Origin of the sequence: Rhizobium sp. WSM1274, assembly GCF_025200775.1 — a bacterium.
Classification (GTDB): Bacteria; Pseudomonadota; Alphaproteobacteria; order Rhizobiales; family Rhizobiaceae; genus Rhizobium; species Rhizobium leguminosarum_I.
This window is the reverse complement of sequence record NZ_CP104138.1, coordinates 919,771-938,063: the sequence shown is the minus strand read 5'-3', so window position 1 is coordinate 938,063 and position 18,293 is coordinate 919,771. Positions and strand designations below refer to the sequence as shown.

Below are 18,293 nucleotides of genomic sequence, written 5' to 3'. Positions count from 1 at the left end.
CGAAACTCTTTAGGACAATCGACCTAAAGACGTCAAGGGTGGGCCTGAGAGGTGACGGGATTCCTGCCTTCCGGAAGATAGGGATTGTCGTTACAAATGGCTCAAGTGTCTAGCATGTCCCACTCGCCGCCGCTTTCATCCCATTCTCAATACTTTCGGGGCGTCAGGTGAGTTGAGCGAGGATAGCGTCGACGACACTTGGGACGGTACCCGTCGTGTCGATATTGATGCCGATGGGAAGATATTCCCGGGTATGATGGTAGCGGAGCACCAGCGCCCGCTCGGCCGGCTCGAAGCCCGGCTCATTCGGCCGCCCATCCAATCGTCGGTTCAAGGTCTCAACGTCTATATCGAGCACGAAAACCTTGTCGAAAAGGTCCAGGAATTTGTGGAAATTGCGCGAGCCGCCACAGAAGAAGGTGGCAGGATGGCTGGTGTCGGCAGCAATAGCGCGGACCTTGTCGACAGGCCAGATCCAGTGGGCGTATCCCCAAACGATGCGGTCCGCGCCTGCGGGTGGTCCTGCGAGCGCCTGGCCCGTCTCGGGGTCGCCGACATAGGCCAAGACCCGGTCACCATGGACGACATGGTAGCCCCGCCGCTCCAGTTCGGTAGCGACAGACGTTTTCCCAGTCCCGGAACCGCCTTCGATCAGATAGTTCTTGATTCCCATAGGCGCTGCTTATCATGGCCTTCGATCTGGTGAGAAGACACTCTACCTGGGAACGCTTTGTTCCAATCCATCGTCACCCATTGACGTGAACGGTTTTCACCCCAATACGGTCAGGCCAGATCGCGCTCGGCCAATGCGATCATTGGCCTCGATTTTACCGGCGATTTTGGACATGAGGTCGGCGCTCTCAAGATCGCCGCCAACGCAGGCGGCCTGATTCAGCGCATCGACGCCGACCTCGAATAGGCACTGCCTTCAAATGAGCAGGGGGATCAATCCTTTCGCAGTTTTACCGCTGGCGCACTCGTCATGCAGCCACCGGCTTCTGTGGCGTGGTGGTGGCGTGTAGCGCCGCATCCGCATTGATCACCGCTTCCGGTTGTGATCCGGCAGCGCTGAAAACCTGTACGGCTTTCGAGGCGAAACAGATGCCATTTTCATCAAACGCCGCCTTGATCATGACGAGGGCGCGACGGCGGACGGCGGCCTGCTGTCCGGGCTTTGTCTTGAGCTTCAGCCTCAGCTTGACACCATACTCTCCGAACTCCTCGACGCCTTGCATCTTGAGCGGTTCGATGGTGATTGCCTTGAGTTCGGGATCTTCGGCCAGTTCAAGTCCGATCTTCTTGATGAGCTTGCGCGCCTTTTCCAAGTCGGAATCATAGCTGATCGTCAGTGACAGCTTCTCGATCACCCAATCGCGGCTCATGTTCTGGACAGCCCCGAGGACGCCGAACGGCACGGTGAATATTGGTCCCCGACTGTGCCGCAGCTTCACCGAGCGCAGGCTGAAAGACTCAACTGTACCCTTGTAATTGCCGCTCTCGATATATTCACCGACACGGAAGGCATCATCCAACAGATAGAAGACGCCGCTGAGGATGTCTTTCACCAGCGTTTGCGCACCGAAGCCAATGGCAACACCGGCAATACCCGCGCCGGCAATCAACGGCCCGATCTGAACCCCCATCGCCGACAAGGCCATCAGTATCGCAACGATGGCGAGCGTGGCCCAAAGAAAATTCCGCAGAATGGGCAAAAGCGTGTTGAGCCGGCTGCGCCGCTGCGTCTCCTCCGTTGGAACAACCGCGGTATCGCGCACTTTTGCAATTTGATTATCAATGAGGGTGCGTAGGACCCGCCAGACCAAGTCGGCGACCAGAAGAATGATGACAGCAGAGATGATGCCATGAGCGACCCGGACGGGGGGCGTGTCAGCCGCGCTGAGCGCGACAAGGTCGATGCTCCACGCCCAAGCGAGGAGCAGCAACCCGGAAATGATCAGAATGAACCGGATGCCCCGACTGAGAAGAGTTGCGCCGGCACTCGGTGTTGCCGCGCCGATCCCGGACGAAGCAGGCTGTTGCAGCAGGTGGACAACGATCCGTTCTGCAATGGCGATAGCCCAAACGAGGCCGATCGCTATTGCAGCAAGCCAGAATAGCTGTACTGCGCCGAACGCCCACAAGCACCACAGCAGGACGAAATAGGCCGAGATGAGACCCACGGATGTCTTCGCGCGGACAAAAACCTCTCCATCCGTTGCAGCATCCGCGATCGCTGGCCCCGGCGCTCGCCTGACTGTATCGATGCCGACACCGAGAAGCCCCAATCCCAACGAATATGCGACAATCTCGCGGGCTTCGACTGAGAAGCCGAGAAGGCTCAGCGATAGCGTTGTTGCGTAGCTGACGGCGAGGATGATGACAACGAGACCGAGGCGCTGGGTCCAGAACCGAGCCGACTCGCCGTCCATCGGCACGATCCGAAGATCGTTCGCGTCCTTTCCCGGCGGCGACAAAAGAAATCGTAACACAGCGCGCGCGAGGAGCACGATGATGAAGGCGAGAAGGCAAGCGAGCACGATCTTCTCGATGACCTCAGGCCAATAGTGCAGGGCCACGAAGACACCGATGCCAGCCGCCGCGATGACTGCGACGCGCCCGACGTCATGGGCGAGACGGCTAGCGAGTACCATCAGTTGACCGCGCCTTGTCGCAACGTCCAGCTGCGCCACTCGGGTCATGAATCCTGATATGGCATGCCGATACAGCCGCTCGGCACCGAAAGCGGCAGCTGCGAACAGTCCGAAAAGGCCGCCAAGGCCAGCCAGACCAACCTTCTCGGCATCCGCAACAAGGATGGACCAGGCTGCTGCGAACTCATCAGGCAGCGTCGTCAATGCCCGGGCGAGGCCATGGATGTGCGCCCGAACGGCCCTGACATAGTCGGCCAGTGGATGAGAGAGATGCGACGTGGTTATCGGCGGGACGGGAGTCGTCGCCGATGCGGCTTTGTGGGTCTCAAGCCATTTTTGAACTCCAGGATCGGCCAAAAGCGACAGAAGTGCCTCGATATTGGGCGGCAGCTGCTCGCTCGATGGTGCGGGATCGGCTCGCGCCACCAGCGTGACCCCAAGCAGCATGAGGGCAGCAAGAATCAACACACGCATCCTGTTCGTCTCCAGTTAAGCGAATATAGTCTAGCTTCCGCCATCCATCCGTGCCGTAGATCTCGCGGTATAGTCGCGTGCGGATAGTCTTGCGACGAGTAGGTTACACTAACCAACGCCCGGATGCGACATTTCGAGGCGGTCATCGGCGCGCTATTGTCTTTAGTTACAGTGCCTGCTCGAGGATCAGCGTCTTTTCCTCATCGGGCCTGAGGTGGCGGAGCACGAGACGGTGGCGGAACTGTTCCTGCCGTTGAGTGGCTCATCTTCGAAAGCGGAGGAAATGTTCCAATCCATCGTCACCCATTGACGTGAACGGTTTTCACCCCAATAGGGTCAGGCCAGCCAGACGACAACAGGAGTGTAATCGTGAGCGAACCGACCGTAGCAGATGCAACAAACCGCATTTATGAGTCGCTGCAGGCGGACAATGCCGAAATCGACGTGCATATCGCGGTGCTCAAGGCAGCGCTGACGCGGGCGGGTTTGAAAGAGGCGGTATTCGACCCGGCTCGGCTCGTGCAGAATAACCGTTCCGGCAGGAAGCGAATGCAGGCCTACTTTCGCCAGCGCGGTGTCATGGTGAAATTCTCAGCCTAGCCTTCTAGCCGACTGTATTCACCCTCAGTGGGGGCAATGGCGTCGACGCGAATGAAGGTTGCGTCGAAGTTAACCTGCCTCGTGTTGCCGTGGCCGAGGGGGCTGCCCGCCCTTCCCGACACTCGGGCGAATGTGGTCGCTTAGGGTTCTGCTCCTGGGCGCGAAAACGCCTGTGATCAGCGACATCCGGACACTGTGGATTTAGCAAAACTCAACGCTAACGCGCTGTGTGTCGCCGGGTCTTTGCAGGCGATCGAACCATCTGTTTATAATGGCTAGTCGTTGCCAAGCGGCGGCCCAGTGAAACGAAGGTGATGCCTGCCGGCAGATTCTGCAATGCGATCCATATCCTGCGGAATCTGGAAGTTGCCCGCCGCCATATCGGCAAAAAAATCTTCGAATCCCCCCGGCGTCAGTATCACCAGATGGCGCGAAGGCATGCCGCCGATAACCCTGAAGGTATGCTCCATTCCGCGTTGCACGAAGACAGTATCGCCGGCCCTCTTCGTGAACCTTTCGCCTTCCACCCAGAACTCGCAAGAAGGACAAAGGTCTCGTCCTCTCTTTCGTGGATGTGTCGCGGCGGCCCGCTTCCGACGGGAGACAGGCTGTCGACGATGGACATCGCTCCGCCAGTTGCTGCATTCGTTAGAATAGGCCGGTAAGAAACATCGAGCCATTCAATGGTATCTGGACATTCCAGTAGATCAATCATCGTTTCCTCCTCGGTTGGGATGAAACGAAAGCGCTTTCGTGTTGTAGTTTTTACCATCCGATCCATTATTAAGAAAATCGTTTGATCACATAGAAACTATCGGTGAAATGAATTTCGCGACCTTTGATCTCAATCTTGTACGTGTGCTCGACGCCTTGTTGCGGGAAGGGTCGACTGTGAAGGCCGGTGAGAAACTGGGAATGTCTCAGTCAGCGGTTTCCGGCGCACTTTCAAGACTGCGTCATGCGCTCGATGATCAGCTGTTCGTCCGTCGTGGCCAAGGTTTGCGCCCGACGGATTATGCAAGAGGTTTAGCCATGCCTCTTCGTGAGACGCTCGACGGGATGGAGGCGCTGTTCAGTGGCACCTCTTTTGATCCCGGTAGCGCCAGCCTCACTTTCAAGCTTGCAGGAAGCGATTTCTTTGCGGAGATGCTGATGCCGCGGCTGGCGCGTGAGATTCACCAACGTGCTCCGGGTATTCGGGTGCAATTGGTCGACCTCGTCCCAAACAGCTACATCGACTCTCTTGAGCGGTATGAAGCCGACATGGCTCTCATTCCTGATGCAGAATTTCCAGACTGGATCGACCGACATGCGCAATTCCGGTCGTCCTTCATAACTATCGCCCGAAAAGGAAACGCAGCAATCGAAGCAGCCGGAATAAAATCTGGCGCAACCTTGCCGATCGATCTTTTTTGCGATCTCGGGCACATCCTCTTCTCGCCTGAAGGAAAAACAAAAGCCATGGGTGATGCGGCACTGGCCAAGATCGGACGAACTCGGAAGGTGGTCATGACGGTTCCTGTTTTCTTCGGCGTCTGCCGAGCTGTGAGCGAAAGTGATCACATCGCACTCGTCCCTCGACAATTGGCAGAGCGCTTGGCGGATCTTTTCGGGCTCTCCCTCTATAACGCTCCCATGCCGCTTCCGCCGGCCCTCATCGTCGGCGTGTGGCACAAGCGCGCGACAGGCAACCCGGCCCATCGTTGGATTCGGAACCTGATCGCCGAGATATTGCTGCCACTTAATATCGGCGAGCAGCCCCTGCCAAATGAAGTGCGCTGACGGTGCTTTCCCGCGTCGATCGGCAAGAACGTGCCCATGCGGTTTCGACGACGGAGTGATAGGTGCAGGACCTAGACTGAGCTGTCAAAAAGTGACGTCGTCCGTGATTGTAAGGACTGATCGGCGCCGCCGTCATGCCGTGCCTCGTCTGACGCCGAATGGTACTGCGTCCTCCGCAGGATCGGTAGCGGGAGGCATCACCCCTGGACGGCGTGTTGGAACAGGATGCCCGTCACGATGGCCGGCAGGGCCAGCCACCGGCGGTCCATCGTGGCCGCCAGAACAGTTCCCGTCAATGCCAATGTCGATGCGTTCGCCTCGAGCGTTCGTTCGATGTCCCACTCCCGGTCGAGTTCCGCCAGCCTGGATCCGATCTGGTGGGATGAGTCTCGTAGTAGGCGAGCCTCTCCTCCACCTGCCAGCGCAGGCGTCGGTTGATCTCGTTGGATGTGGGCGCTGACCAAGTTTGCTGTCGCGGCCATGGCAATCCGTAAGCGGTGTTTAGACCGCACCTTTCGGATCAGTGCGTGATTGCTTAAAGTTGCGCCGCGATGATTGGGCGAGCGTCGATGAATGAGAGCGGCGAAATTTCCGACATGGGGGAAATGATTTGAACGAGACTCAACAACTGTGGGAATGGCGCGAGAAGATCGCAAATCTCTACTACGCGGTACGTTCTAGCCCGGACGTGGTTGCTGCTTGGGGGCTTTGGTGCGCCACCCGTTCGACCCTGTTTCGCGACCATCCTCAGTCGCCAATTGACCCGGCGGACCGCAAGACGTTCGAAGGGCCGACGACATTTTCTTATGATCCCTCGTTGCGCTTGACGGTACAGCTTGTCCCGGTAACGCCGGAACGGATAACCGTCGCAACAGGAGTGGATGGTGACCTGTCGATGCATGCGTTCTCTCGTACAACGGGGCTGGAGGCCAGATTGGGCGGCGAATTAACTCTTTACTGGATTGAGGGGTACGGGGGTGGCGTGTTCCTGCCGTTTGTCGATGCGACCTCAGGAACCGAGACGTATGGTGGTGGCCGATATCTCCTCGACACCATCAAGGGAGCGGATCTCGGAGTCGTCCGTTCAGACGGCGCACTGGTGCTCGATTTCAATTTTTCCTATTTTCCTTCGTGCGCCTATTCTTCCCGTTATGTCTGTCCACTAGCGCCATCGGGCAATCGACTGAAAGGCGCAGTGAGAGCCGGAGAACGGCTACCTGTCTCGAAACGATAAGCGCAGGGGGCAGAAGCCTGAATCTTCGTAGCCGGGCATTAGAAGTCCCCCTCTCGTTAGCGCTGTTTGCCTGCCGAGCCCTGCCTTTCCTAGCGACCGCTTGAACTTGATTGAGCTGGGATTTGCCGTGACATAGCGGACTCCGCCCGCGTTAAACGTGAAGCTGTTTTCTTCGCACATTGACCAAGCAGTAGGCCGTTCAGAAAACTACTGCTGCGACATCGATGGCAACAATGCGCCAAGAGCAGTCGCACAGCGAGAGTCCCATCAGCGGCCACGATGACCCGTTGCGGAATTTCACCCGGAGCCAATGATGTCCATTACAACGATATCCGAGAAGCTTTGCGTCTCGCCGCAGCCAAGTGTCGAGGACATCCGGTCGCTACGCGACCAAGGATTCAAGAGCCTCATCAACAACCGACCGGACAACGAGGATACGTCTCAGCCGAACACGCGAGTCGAAAGACAGGAAGCGAAGCACTGCGACCTGTCCTATGCGTTTATTCCCGTCACGGCCGACACGATAACCGAGGCGGACGTCCGTGCCTTCCAGCGGGCCGTCGATGAATCGGACGGACCCGTTCTCGCACATTGCCAGACCGGCAAGCGCGCGCTTAACCTCTATCTGATTGGAGAGGTTCTGGACGGCAGCATGTCTGTCGACAAGGTCGTCGAATTCGGACGCAGCCGCGGCTTCGACACCAGCGCCGCCGCAGCCTGGCTCAAGCAACATGCTGCCCGCAGGCCGCAGGTGAAGGGCTTCTTCGACAAGCGCACCTGGAGCGTCCAGTATGTGGTTTCCGATCCGGTAACCTGCAAGTGCGCTATCGTCGATCCGGTACTCGACTTCGACGAGAAATCCGGAGCTACGGCGACCATCAACGCGGACGCGATCCTCGACTACATCCGCGACAATGAGCTGACGGTCGAGTGGATCCTCGACACCCACCCCCATGCCGACCACTTCTCCGCCGCCCATTATCTGCAAGAGAAGACCGGCGCACAAACGGCGATCGGCGAGCGCGTCGTTGATGTCCAGAAGCTGTGGAAGGGCATCTACAACTGGCCTGAGCTTGCCACCGACGGCTCGCAATGGGACCGGCTGTTTGCCCATGGCGAGACCTTCGCGGTCGGCTCGATCGATGCCAAAGTGCTCTTCTCTCCGGGACACACGCTCGCCTCGATTACCTATGTAATCGGCGACGCGGCCTTCGTGCACGACACACTCTTCATGCCCGACAGCGGCACGGCGCGCGCCGACTTCCCCGGCGGCGACGCGCGCGTCCTGTGGAAATCGATCCAGGATATCCTCGCGCTCCCGGATGAGACGCGGATCTTCACCGGTCACGACTACCAGCCAGAGGGTCGGGCACCTCGATGGGAAAGCACGGTGGCCGAGCAGAAGAAGTCCAACCCGCATCTCGCCGGCGTGAACGAGGAGGAGTTCGTGGCGGTCAGGACGAAGCGCGACAAGACGCTGCCTATGCCAAAGCTCATCCTGCATGCCCTGCAGGTGAACATCCGCGGCGGGCGCCTGCCGGAGCCGGAAGCCAACGGCAAGCGCTATCTCAAGTTTCCCCTGGATGCATTGCAGGGAGCGGCATGGGAATGACAAGCGATCTGAAGGCGATGATGAAGGCGGGGCTTTCCCCCGCCGAGATGGCCGGCCGGGCCGGAGAGGTGGCGAACCTCATGAAGACGCTGTCCCATCCGGCGCGCCTGATGATCGTCTGCACGCTGGTGGAAGGCGAGCATTCGGTCGGGGAGCTTGAAGAGAAGATCGACGTCCACCAGCCGCATCTGTCGCAGCATCTGACCGTGCTGCGTGGCTCCGGGATTGTCGAAACGCGGCGGGAGGGGAAGCAGATCTTCTATTGCCTGACGGAGGAGAAGACCGCCCAACTGGTTGCCGCCCTCTATGACATCTTCTGCGTCGGCCAAGGCGAATGAGCACCTATCTTCCATCTTTGGCCGGGGGCATCTTAATCGGCACCTCCGCGGTAATGCTCCTGCTCCTCAACGGCCGCATTGCCGGGATCAGCGGGATCGTCGGGCGTCTTGCTCAAGGCGTCGGCTTGAGCACCAATCTCGCCTTTGTGCTCGGGCTGCTGCTTGGGCCGTTCACCTACCTGCTGGTGTTCGGCGGCTGGCCGGTTGTTCAGATCACCGCCGCTGGCCGCTGATCATCGTCGCGGGGCTGCTCGTCGGCTTCGGCTCGCGCATGGGATCGGGCTGCACCAGCGGCCACGGCGTGCTTGGGCTTGCCCGCCTGTCGCCGCGGTCGATGGTGGCGGTCGCCACGTTCCTGACGGCCGGCGTTATCGCCGTCGCAACACTGCGAGGTCTCGGGCTATGAACCGGAACATTTTCCAATTCGTGGCCGCTCTCGCCTCGGGTATCGTCTTCGGCTTCGGCCTGTCCCTGTCCGGCATGCTGAACCCGGTCCGGGTCCAGGGCTTCCTCAACGTGTTCGGCGCCTGGGATCCGAGCCTTGCCTTCGTTCTCGGCGGCGCGATCGTTGTCGCATTCACCGGCGTCCAGATCATGACACGGATGAAGCGTCCCGCCTTCGACGACAGATTCCACGTGCCGACGAACCGTCGGATCGATGCTCCGCTGGTCGTTGGTTCGGCCTTGTTCGGCCTGGGCTGGGGGATCGGTGGCTTCTGTCCCGGCCCGGCCGTCGCATCCCTATCGGTCGGCCTTCCCCAGACGTTCCTGTTCGTCATCGCCATGCTGGTCGGGATGAGCTTGTATGACAGAGTGTGGAGCAGACGGACGTGAGCACCGTCATTTTGGCGGCCGTTGGCTCCGGCGGAATCGTCGGCTTCATGCTCGGCCTGCTCGGCGGCGGCGGGTCCATCCTGGCGACGCCGCTGCTCCTCTACGTGGTTGGCGTGACCCAGCCGCATATCGCGATCGGAACGGGTGCGCTTGCGGTCTCGGTGAACGCCTTCTCAAATTTTGCCAGCCACGCGATCAAGGGGCACGTCTGGTGGCGCTGCGCGGCCGTCTTCTCCGCGCTCGGCGTGATCGGCGCCCTCGGCGGCTCCAGCCTCGGCAAGGCGATGGATGGAGACAGCCTGATATTGCTATTCGGGGTCCTGATGGCGGTCGTCGGCGCTCTGATGCTGAAGCCCAGGAAGGCGGTGACGGTAGAGTGCCGTCCGGTCGACCTCAGGATGTGCCTTGCCACCGCCGCCGTGGCACTCGCCGCCGGCGCTGCCTCCGGCTTCTTCGGCATCGGCGGGGGCTTTTTGATCGTTCCCGGCCTCATGCTGGCAACGGGCATGCCGATGATCAACGCGATCGGCACATCGCTCCTCTCCGTCGGTGCGTTCGGACTGGCGACGGCCTTGAACTATGCCAGTTCGGGCTTGGTGGACTGGTGGCTTGCCGCCGAATTCATCGGCGGCGGCATCGGCGGCGGCGTACTCGGCATGCTGCTCGCCACCCGGCTCAGCGCCTACAAGAACATTCTCAACCGCCGGTTCGCAGCGCTGATCTTCGCGGTCGCGGGTTACATCCTGTATCGGAACTGGGGGAGGCTAATGGCTGGCTGAGCGCGCAGTGCCGACGGCTACAGGTCGATCCCGAGCCTTGCCGCGGAGCACTCAGTTGCCTGCTTGTTGCGTTGCATTGTGCTTGCAGCGGAGGGTCTCTTGACGTGAAGAGTTTCGGGCGCCGGCAGGCGTGCGAGAAGCAGTTGCAGGCCTCGCCGCGCCCGTGCCGGTTTCCGGCGACATGGCGAGCTCTCACGAACTCGTGATAGCGACTGGTGTAACGAATGTCGGGGAGATTGCGAACCTGAATATGCGCTCAACGAGAGCGTCCATCCATCATCGGGAGAACGCAATGTCCATCAAATCCACCATCAACTCCGTCGTCCTCGCCGGCGCTGTCACCACCGCCCTTGCTTCGATGGCCGGCGCCGCACCGCTCACCAAAGCTGAGGGCGCCGCTGCAACCGCCGCTCACAAGGAAAAATGCTTCGGCGTTGCCCTGAAGGGCCAGAATGATTGTGCAGCCGGCGCCGGCACGTCCTGCCAGGGGACCTCGACAGTCGACTTCCAGGGCGATTCCTGGAAGTTCGTACGGGGCGGCACCTGCACCTCCATCGTCCTGCCGAACGGCAAGCACGGCACGCTGAAGGCAATGTAATTTCTACACGCGACAGCGATGACAATGAGGGGGCGGAGAGACGCCATGACCACCGATCGAATTTCAACGACCGCGTCTGCGGCAACTGCTCTCCGCTTTCCCCGCCATCCGATCGAGGGGCTCGCGGGGACGAGCTTCAAGCACGAGCATTTTGCCGCCATAGCCGCGGAGCGGCCTCATCGCGGGTTCTTCGAAGTCCATGCCGAGAATTATATGGGGGCCGGCGGGCCGCCGCATCGTATTCTCGAACAGATCCGCCGTGACAATCCGGTGTCGCTCCACGGCGTGTGCATGTCGATCGGCGGACCTCAGCCGCTCGACCGGGCCCATCTTGAACGGTTCCGCTCTCTCGTCCAACGCTACGAACCAGCTCTGGTGTCCGAACACTTGGCCTGGTCGACGCATCGGACGACCTTCCTCAACGACCTCCTGCCCCTACCCTACACACGAGAAAGCCTGGCGCGGGTTTGCGAGCATATCGAGGAAGTGCAGGAGACCATCAGCCGCCCGATCCTGCTGGAGAATCCATCCACCTATGTGACATTCCGCCAATCGACGATGAGCGAGACCGATTTCATCGGCGCCATCGTCCGGCGCACCGGCTGCGGTCTTCTGCTCGACGTCAACAATGTATTCGTCTCCGCCACCAATCACGGGTTTTCAGCGCTCGACTACCTGTCCGATTTTCCCATTGCTGCGGTTGGTGAGATCCATCTCGCAGGCCATGCCGAGCAGACCGACGACGAGGACGAGCTGCTGCTGATCGATAGCCATGACGGTCCGGTCGCCGATGCCGTCTGGAAGCTTTACGAGATCGTCATTGGCCGTGGTGGCCCCATTCCAACGCTCATCGAGTGGGACAGCAACATACCCGATTGGCCGATACTGCGTGGCGAGGCCGTCGCAGCGCAGGCGATCATGGATCACCATGGTTCCATCGCGTTGCCGGATCAAAGTCATGCTGCGGCTTGATCCTCCATCTCGCCGCATAGAGCCCCTGACTTATGCGGCGGATTTTGCGCCGGCCCTGACCAACCCGGACGCTCGGACGCCCGACGGCGTTGTCGGGCCAAACGGCAAGGGAGCGATCAAACGCTACAACGTCTACCGCAACAACGTCACCGTCAGTCTGATCGATGCCCTCGCCGGGATTTTCCCGGCAGTGCAACGCCTGACGGGGGCGGAGTTTTTCCGCGCCATGGCGCGCTTTCACCTGCGCGCCACGCCACCGACATCGCCGCTTCTCTTCGAATATGGCCGGGATTTTCCCGCTTTCATCGAACAGTACGAATATGCCCGGTCCTTGCCCTGGCTTCCCGACGTCGCCCGGATCGAACGGGCTTGGCTGGACGCCTACCATGCAACGGATGTCGAGCCGCTTGCCGCTGATGCTCTTGCTTCCGTTCCGCCGGACCGTCTCGGTGATTTGGTCTTTGCGGCGCATCCGGCAACAAGCATCGTTCGGTCGGACTATCCGGCGCTGACGATCTTTGCCGCCAATCGCGGTGACGGCTCCATAGGCCGGATCGAAGTGGTCGACCCGGAAGATGCGCTTATAACGCGGCCGGATATGGAGGTGGCGGTGCGTCATCTTCCTTTGGGCGGCGCAGCGTTCCTGATTTCCCTCATTTCCGGCGAACCGCTTGGCGTCGCAGCCAAGGCCATCGACGCTTGTCCGTCGTTCGACATCGCGGCCAGCGTGGCCGGCATGATCGAAGCGGGGGTATTTTGCGGCATCACTCTCGGAGACGCATGATGATATCGACAACCCAACAGACTTCGATCAACGGCAGGTTTCAGCCGATCGTGACACTTGTAGAGATGGCACAGAGACTGGTTCGGGCCTTTGCGCAGCCGAGCATCGTTCAGGCGGTTGTGCGCGTCGCTCTGGCCGTGCCCTTTTGGAAGTCGGGCATTCTGAAGTGGGATGGTTTCCTGCAATTGAACGATACGGCGATCACATTGTTCACCGACGAATTCATGCTCCATCTGCCGGGCGGTCCCTATGCCTATCCGGCGCCAGTCACCATGGCCTTCCTATCCGGCGCTGCCGAGATCACCTTTCCGATCTTGCTGATTCTGGGTTTCGCTACCCGATTTGCGGCGACCGGCCTGCTGTTCATGACGTTGATCGTCGAGCTGACGGTGCCGGACGGATGGCCGATCCACATTACCTGGGCTGCGATGGCGCTGTCGCTCATGGCTTGGGGGCCGGGAAAACTGTCGATCGACCATTGGCTTGCACGTTGGTTTGACCGCCGGCCTGCCTGATCCAGCTCTTGTGGCAGAGGGCGGCTTCGCAGCTACCTGAAAGCAGATCTTACCGGCGATCACGCTGGAGGCCGTCGTTGCTGATCACCGTCATTGTACGATACCGGCCTTGCGTAGCCCCTCCACGACGAGGTCGAAATCGGCGGGGTTCTTGAAGGGCAAGACTTTGCGACGGTATTCCAGGGAGTAGTCCGGATTGACGCGCATCACCTCTTTCCACGTCGCGCGAGCCTCTTCGAAACGGCCGAGGTGCCCGTAACAGGCGGCCAGAAGCGCGCGCGAGACATCGGTGACGGGGTTGCGGCTGACGCGCTGCAGCAACAGTTCGACGGCCTCTTGGTACCTTCCCAGTTGAAACAAGGCCAAGGCCTGAAAGTGAAGAACGATATCCGGAAAGTACGGGTTCAGGACCCTCGCCCGATCGAAATAGGCGAGTGCCTCCTCAGGCCTGCCCGAATAGATGAGTGTCTCGCCGAGGCTGACCTGCCCTTCGGCGAAGTTCGGATTGAGGACGATCGCACGCTCGGCCTCGCTGATGGCTGCATCGTGCTGTCGCGAGTAAAGCTTGACCATACCGAGCGCCCAGTGCGCCACGGGATCGCTATCATCCCGCGCTACCGCCAGCGTCGCCGCCGCTGCGGCTTGCTCGAGCGAGCGCTGCGGCAACGCGCTCCACCGGTTCAGGTAGTCGAGCCCGTGGGTCAGGGCGAGGAAGGCGTGCGCCGAGGCGAAGTTCGGGTCCAGTTCGATGGCACGTTGCACAAGGTCGCGGGCGTCGCTGTTCGTTTGCCTCGTCAGCCGGTGCCACAGCTCCCGGCCGCGCAGGAAGCAGTCATACGCCTCGGGGTGCCGGGTCTGGCCCGGCGCAAGTCTTTGCCGGTCGCCCTCTGTCAGGTTGACCGCCAGCGCATCGACGATCTGCTGGGTGACATCGTCCTGAACCGCGAATATGTCGGTGAGGTCGCGATCGAACCGCTCCGCCCATAGATGCCCGCCGGTGGTCGCGTCGATGAGCTGCGCGGTGATGCGTACCCTGTTTCCCGACTTGCGTACGCTGCCCTCGAGGACATGCCGCACGCCGAGCTTCGTGCCCACCTCCTGCACTTGGACGTTCTTGCCCTTGAAAGTGAACGACGAATTGCGAGCGATGACGAAGAGCTGCGACAGCTTCGATAGCGCCGTGATGATGTCTTCCGAGATGCCGTCGGCGAAGTAGTCCTGTTCGGCGTCACCGCTCATGTTGGCGAAGGGCAGGACGGCGATCGACAGCTTCGGCGGCGCTGCCGTCGCCGGTTGGCTCGTCGCGGTTTCCGAGGCCGCGGCTGACTTGGTCGCTGCGCTGCCGACTTGCAGCGAATAGACCCGGATCGGCTCGGCGATGTTCTTGAGCTGCGTGCTGCCGAGATCGTTGACCGAGAGGTCGAGCCTCGCCTTAACCTGGCGATAGGCATCCTCGGACAGGCAGATCGCGCCCGCCGCGGCGACGCCCTCCAATCGCGAGGCGATGTTGACGCCGTCGCCCATCAGATCGCCGTCGCTTTCCTCGACGACGTCGCCCAAATGGATACCGATCCGGAACTCGATGCGACGGTCCTGCGGGACGCCGTGATTGCGCTCCACCATGCCGTTCTGCACCTCGATGGCGCAGCGCACGGCGTCCACCACGCTGCGGAACTCGACCAGCGCACCATCGCCGGTGCGCTTCACCACGCGGCCATGGTGCACGGCGATCGTCGGATCGATGAGATCGCTGCGCAGTGTCCGCAATCTCGCCAGGGTGAGGTCCTCGTCGGCGCCCGCAAGGCGGCTGTACCCGACCACGTCCGCGGCCAGGATTGCAGCCAGCTTTCGGTTCTCGCTCATGGCGCTGTCTCCCGACGTCCAAGATAACAGGGAGACAGAGGGCAAGAAAGAACTTTCAGCCGCTGCTCAGAGCGATCCTGGTGAGATCGCGCTGGCCACGGCTGATGTGGACGCAGCTGGTGGTGCAGCCTCATGCAACGACGGCTCCGTGATGCTGCCGGCCGCCCAACGCGGTCGTTCCGGGTCGGGTCATGACGATCTCCGCACCTCTGAACGTCCGCCACCCGTCTCTTTGGGAACCCTGACATCGGGCTTCGCCGACGCACCACCCCGTCACTTCTGTTCCTCCCAATACCTTTCCCAGAGATCGAGCCTCAGCTTCAGCGGATCTTCTCCGAACGTCACGCCGTGATTGCTGAAGTCGATGACCCTGTGGACGAAGGGGTCGTGGTGAGGCCATTTTGGCCGTGAGCCTCCATTGGGGTCACCGCTCGTTGCAAATTCGACCCAGTAAGCACTCGCCAATGTGGCCATGGCCCAGTCGGCAGGTGTCACCTTGTCTTTCACCAGTGCGTCTGGAATGTCGAACGTAAACGGAATTTCGAAGCCGTGCGGAGTGCCTTTCCGTGCCGGATCGTTGCGCAGAGCCTCGGCGACATAGGAGAAACGATACCACCAGGTCGGCTGACCGGCGCGGATCATCTCGTCAGCGAGATGGCGGGATGGTTCAACAAGCGTTTTGTCGGCCAGAACCTGCTGCGTCAGCTCAGCGAGCGTCTGTTGGCCGGTGGGATCGTAGAGGCTGCGGGCTTCGGCCGCATGCTTGCCGAACAGCGCGAAGAGATCGTCTTTCGTCGCGGCCTCACCGATACCGAGATCCCGATCATTTGCCCCGACGATGACCGGAACCTGCGCCTGACGGCCGGCCGCAAAAGCCGCTTCCGGCGTTTCGAGCAAAAACCGTCCGTCAATCATCGCGCCTGAGACGCCGATGACGGGCTTGCCCGTCGACATCCCCGCCAGCACCTCTTGTGCCGATGCGCCTTCGATCAGCTTTTCCGCAGGCAGCGCCCGAAGGGCCGTCAGAGCCTCGGCATCGCTTCCATTGATTCCCAGGGAAGCCGCATAGTCCAACGCGGTTTTTTCGGCTTCTTTCAATGTTGACAAGGGCGTGCTCTCAGCACGCGCGGTCGGCAGGTCAGGTGACTGTAGGATGGCGCCGCGGAAAAGCCCTCGTGACAACGGCGATATCATGTGCGCCATCACCGAGCCGCCACCGGCCGACTCTCCGAATATCGTCACTTTCTTCGGATCGCCGCCGAAGGCTTCGATATTTTTCTGGACCCATTTCAAGGCTGCAAGCTGGTCCATGTAGCCATAGTTGCCGACGGGCTCGTCAGGGGATTCCTTCATCAGTGCAGGATGGGCAAAGTAACCCAGCCGGCCCATGCGGTAGTTCATGCTGACGAACACAACTCTCTGGGCGGCCAGCTGCCCACCGGGATATTGAGGGGTATTTCCATGGGCAAGAGCGCCGCCGTAAATCCAAACCATCACCGGCAGCGGCGTCCGGGGACGCTTGACGGGTGTCCAGACATTGAGGGTCAGACAATCCTCTGACTTCGGCAGGTCGTCGGTCTGCATGCAGGACGGGCCGAAATCGCGGGCATCCTTGATACCGCTCCATGTCTCCACTGGTCTCGGATTGCGCCATCTCAGATCGCCAACCGGCGGCGCCGCATAGGGTATGCCTTTGAAGCTGACGACCGTGCCCGACTTCTCACCCTTCAGCATTCCGCTGTCGATCGTAACGGTGTCGTCTGCCGCACCCAATCGCGGCGCGACAGTCAGCTGACACGATGCGACGGCCAAAAAGAGCAGGAACGTGCGACTGCTGTCCACAAACACTGCACTCTCCAACGCCAAGTTGAGACAGTTTGGGTGCAAAATACTCTGATGGAGCGGCAACGAAAAGGGTCGGTCAGACGTCGACCAGGGGCCGCCATCGGTGGATAGCTGCCGTAGCGCTCCATAGAGCGGACGACGGAAGGCACTCCATTAACCGCATATAAAGCTTTTGAAGCCACGCCTATTATTTTTTCGGCGGGTGGATCATGAAGACGTGGATGACGAAAGCCTTGCTGTTGATGTTGGGGTTGGCATTGTCCATGTCGGGCGTGCTGCTCCGACCTTTCTGGTTATCCGAATGGGGGCCGATCACCTTAATCTTCCTGGTGTGGCTGGTCATGTCCGTTGTTTTCGGCTGGGCAGGAAAAGGCAGACCATACTCGATCCGCTTCGGGCTCATCGTCGGCAGCGGCATCGCCCTGACCTTTCTCGCAACATTCTACACCAACTCCTATGTCGGCATCGGCCTGTTGCTCGCGCTCATTTATCTGGGCGTCAAGACGAAGTTCTTTGAACGGCGGTGGGCCGAGTAGCTCCGGCGTCAACCGGACATGGACCCGCGGCGTTTTGGATACGAGCAGGGGATGTCATCTCATGCGGCAGTCCCGCACAGAGATCGCCGCCTGCCCCTCATCCGGCTGCCGCCACCTTCTCCCCGTAAACGGGGCGAAGGGGATATGCCGCAACCTCTCCGTCCCTCTCTGGCGTCTCGTATGGCACGTCCCCTCTCCCCGTCAGAACGGGGAGAGGGTTAGGGTGAGGGGCAACCCTCGGCGTGGCGCGCCGTGAGAAGGCATTCACACCCTTCACCTCGTCAACCACCCCTCGCCCCCCCGCAAAGCCGTCAATCCCCGCCGCAGCCACAGCAATTGCTGCGTCGGCATCTGGCGCAAATGGTCGTAGTCCATCACCGTGACGTTATAGACCATGCTGCGCACCTGCGGCCCATCCGGGCAGCGGAGCAGGATGCCCTGCAGCGCCATCATGCGGTTGCTGGCCTTGCGGGCGCGGTCGGCGAAGGTTTCGGTCTGCTCGCCTTCGTGGCCTTTGACGGAGAACAGCGATTGCGCCCTCGGGCTCGGGGCCGGGATGCCTGTCGTCTTGTGGTAGCGGGCGATCGCCTCGGCATAGTCGTCGCCGGCTTGGCGCTGTTCGGCGGTGATCAGCCCGTCGAGGAACATGCGGCCGAGGGTGTAGCCGGCAAAGGGGCTCCTGACCGTCTCGTCATCAACCGTCCGGCCGAAGCCGTGGATGCGGCGGCGGGCTGAGATCGCCACGCTGATATTGTCCTTCTCGGTTTCGAAGGGCTTGATCTTGCCGCCGGGAAAACGCTCGACATTTTCCTTGCGCGGCCGGCCGGCGCCCTTGTTGACCCGTCCTGTCTTCACCTTGGTGGCTTTGCCGCCCAT

At 60.7% G+C, this 18,293-nt stretch carries 19 protein-coding genes and 1 pseudogene; 13 read left to right on the top strand and 7 right to left on the bottom strand.

What is annotated here, in order from left to right; translation table 11 throughout:
* Positions 1-163 precede the first annotated feature (163 nt).
* Both N2600_RS04605 and N2600_RS04600 read right to left on the bottom strand, forming a co-directional pair.
* A complete protein-coding gene (locus N2600_RS04605; RefSeq protein WP_222282089.1) occupies positions 164-673 on the bottom strand; it encodes an AAA family ATPase in 510 nt (169 codons plus the stop codon).
* Positions 674-980: 307 nt separating this feature from the next.
* Entirely contained in the window at positions 981-3,125 is a 2,145-nt protein-coding gene (locus N2600_RS04600) for a mechanosensitive ion channel family protein (protein WP_260298193.1), read from the bottom strand.
* 366 nt (positions 3,126-3,491) lie between these two features.
* On the opposite strand from N2600_RS04600, the gene N2600_RS04595 reads away from it, so the two are divergent.
* Positions 3,492-3,725, top strand: coding sequence for a hypothetical protein (locus N2600_RS04595; protein WP_222387375.1), 234 nt, complete (start codon positions 3,492-3,494; stop codon positions 3,723-3,725).
* A 275-nt stretch (positions 3,726-4,000) separates the two neighbouring features.
* Here the strand turns inward: N2600_RS04595 and N2600_RS04590 are convergent, their stop codons facing one another.
* A complete protein-coding gene (locus N2600_RS04590; protein WP_260298191.1) occupies positions 4,001-4,195 on the bottom strand; it encodes a hypothetical protein in 195 nt (64 codons plus the stop codon).
* Positions 4,196-4,547: 352 nt separating this feature from the next.
* Here N2600_RS04590 and N2600_RS04585 point away from each other — a divergent pair, with 352 nt between their 5' ends.
* Positions 4,548-5,507 carry a LysR family transcriptional regulator gene (locus N2600_RS04585; protein ID WP_260298188.1) on the top strand — a complete coding sequence of 320 codons (960 nt, stop codon included), beginning with the start codon at positions 4,548-4,550 and terminating at the stop codon, positions 5,505-5,507.
* A 197-nt stretch (positions 5,508-5,704) separates the two neighbouring features.
* Here the strand turns inward: N2600_RS04585 and N2600_RS04580 are convergent, their stop codons facing one another.
* Complete coding sequence (locus N2600_RS04580) at positions 5,705-5,989, bottom strand: hypothetical protein (RefSeq protein ID WP_260110344.1); 285 nt, start codon at positions 5,987-5,989, stop codon at positions 5,705-5,707.
* Between the two features lie 128 nt (positions 5,990-6,117).
* On the opposite strand from N2600_RS04580, the gene N2600_RS04575 reads away from it, so the two are divergent.
* From N2600_RS04575 to N2600_RS04530, 10 genes and pseudogenes are all read left to right on the top strand, one after another.
* The gene (locus tag N2600_RS04575; RefSeq protein WP_170261944.1) at positions 6,118-6,741 is read left to right on the top strand and encodes a DUF1684 domain-containing protein; all 624 of its coding nucleotides are present in this window, start codon (positions 6,118-6,120) and stop codon (positions 6,739-6,741) included.
* Between the two features lie 313 nt (positions 6,742-7,054).
* The gene (gene blh / locus N2600_RS04570) at positions 7,055-8,353 is read left to right on the top strand and encodes a bifunctional sulfur transferase/dioxygenase Blh (RefSeq protein WP_260298186.1); all 1,299 of its coding nucleotides are present in this window, start codon (positions 7,055-7,057) and stop codon (positions 8,351-8,353) included.
* A complete protein-coding gene (gene bigR / locus N2600_RS04565; RefSeq protein WP_260298184.1) occupies positions 8,344-8,691 on the top strand; it encodes a sulfite-sensing transcriptional repressor BigR in 348 nt (115 codons plus the stop codon). The genes blh and bigR overlap by 10 nt, the downstream gene beginning before the upstream one ends.
* A pseudogene (locus N2600_RS04560) lies at positions 8,688-9,097 on the top strand (YeeE/YedE family protein). The gene bigR and the pseudogene N2600_RS04560 overlap by 4 nt, the downstream one beginning before the upstream one ends.
* A complete protein-coding gene (locus tag N2600_RS04555) occupies positions 9,094-9,525 on the top strand; it encodes a YeeE/YedE family protein (protein ID WP_260298183.1) in 432 nt (143 codons plus the stop codon). Before N2600_RS04560 ends, N2600_RS04555 begins: the two are co-directional and overlap by 4 nt.
* On the top strand, positions 9,507-10,304 hold the full coding sequence (locus N2600_RS04550) for a sulfite exporter TauE/SafE family protein (protein ID WP_445944937.1): 798 nt from the start codon (positions 9,507-9,509) through the stop codon (positions 10,302-10,304). Before N2600_RS04555 ends, N2600_RS04550 begins: the two co-directional genes overlap by 19 nt.
* Before the next feature lie 292 nt (positions 10,305-10,596).
* A complete protein-coding gene (locus N2600_RS04545) occupies positions 10,597-10,902 on the top strand; it encodes a BufA1 family periplasmic bufferin-type metallophore (RefSeq protein WP_012760544.1) in 306 nt (101 codons plus the stop codon).
* Positions 10,903-10,947: 45 nt separating this feature from the next.
* Complete coding sequence (gene bufB / locus N2600_RS04540) at positions 10,948-11,874, top strand: MNIO family bufferin maturase (RefSeq protein WP_260298181.1); 927 nt, start codon at positions 10,948-10,950, stop codon at positions 11,872-11,874.
* On the top strand, positions 11,861-12,658 hold the full coding sequence (locus N2600_RS04535) for an HvfC/BufC N-terminal domain-containing protein (protein ID WP_260298179.1): 798 nt from the start codon (positions 11,861-11,863) through the stop codon (positions 12,656-12,658). The genes bufB and N2600_RS04535 overlap by 14 nt, the downstream gene beginning before the upstream one ends.
* The gene (locus tag N2600_RS04530; protein WP_260298177.1) at positions 12,655-13,173 is read left to right on the top strand and encodes a DoxX family protein; all 519 of its coding nucleotides are present in this window, start codon (positions 12,655-12,657) and stop codon (positions 13,171-13,173) included. The genes N2600_RS04535 and N2600_RS04530 overlap by 4 nt, the downstream gene beginning before the upstream one ends.
* A gap of 90 nt (positions 13,174-13,263) precedes the next feature.
* Here N2600_RS04530 and N2600_RS04525 read toward each other — a convergent pair whose 3' ends face one another.
* The gene (locus N2600_RS04525) at positions 13,264-15,036 is read right to left on the bottom strand and encodes an adenylate/guanylate cyclase domain-containing protein (protein ID WP_260298176.1); all 1,773 of its coding nucleotides are present in this window, start codon (positions 15,034-15,036) and stop codon (positions 13,264-13,266) included.
* A gap of 273 nt (positions 15,037-15,309) precedes the next feature.
* Positions 15,310-16,884 carry a carboxylesterase/lipase family protein gene (locus tag N2600_RS04520; RefSeq protein WP_260298175.1) on the bottom strand — a complete coding sequence of 525 codons (1,575 nt, stop codon included), beginning with the start codon at positions 16,882-16,884 and terminating at the stop codon, positions 15,310-15,312.
* Between the two features lie 218 nt (positions 16,885-17,102).
* Between N2600_RS04520 and N2600_RS04515 the strand changes: the two genes are divergently transcribed.
* The gene (locus N2600_RS04515) at positions 17,103-17,417 is read left to right on the top strand and encodes a hypothetical protein (protein WP_260298174.1); all 315 of its coding nucleotides are present in this window, start codon (positions 17,103-17,105) and stop codon (positions 17,415-17,417) included.
* Positions 17,418-17,690: 273 nt separating this feature from the next.
* Here the strand turns inward: N2600_RS04515 and N2600_RS04510 are convergent, their stop codons facing one another.
* Positions 17,691-18,293 carry a hypothetical protein gene (locus N2600_RS04510; protein ID WP_260298173.1) on the bottom strand — a complete coding sequence of 201 codons (603 nt, stop codon included), beginning with the start codon at positions 18,291-18,293 and terminating at the stop codon, positions 17,691-17,693.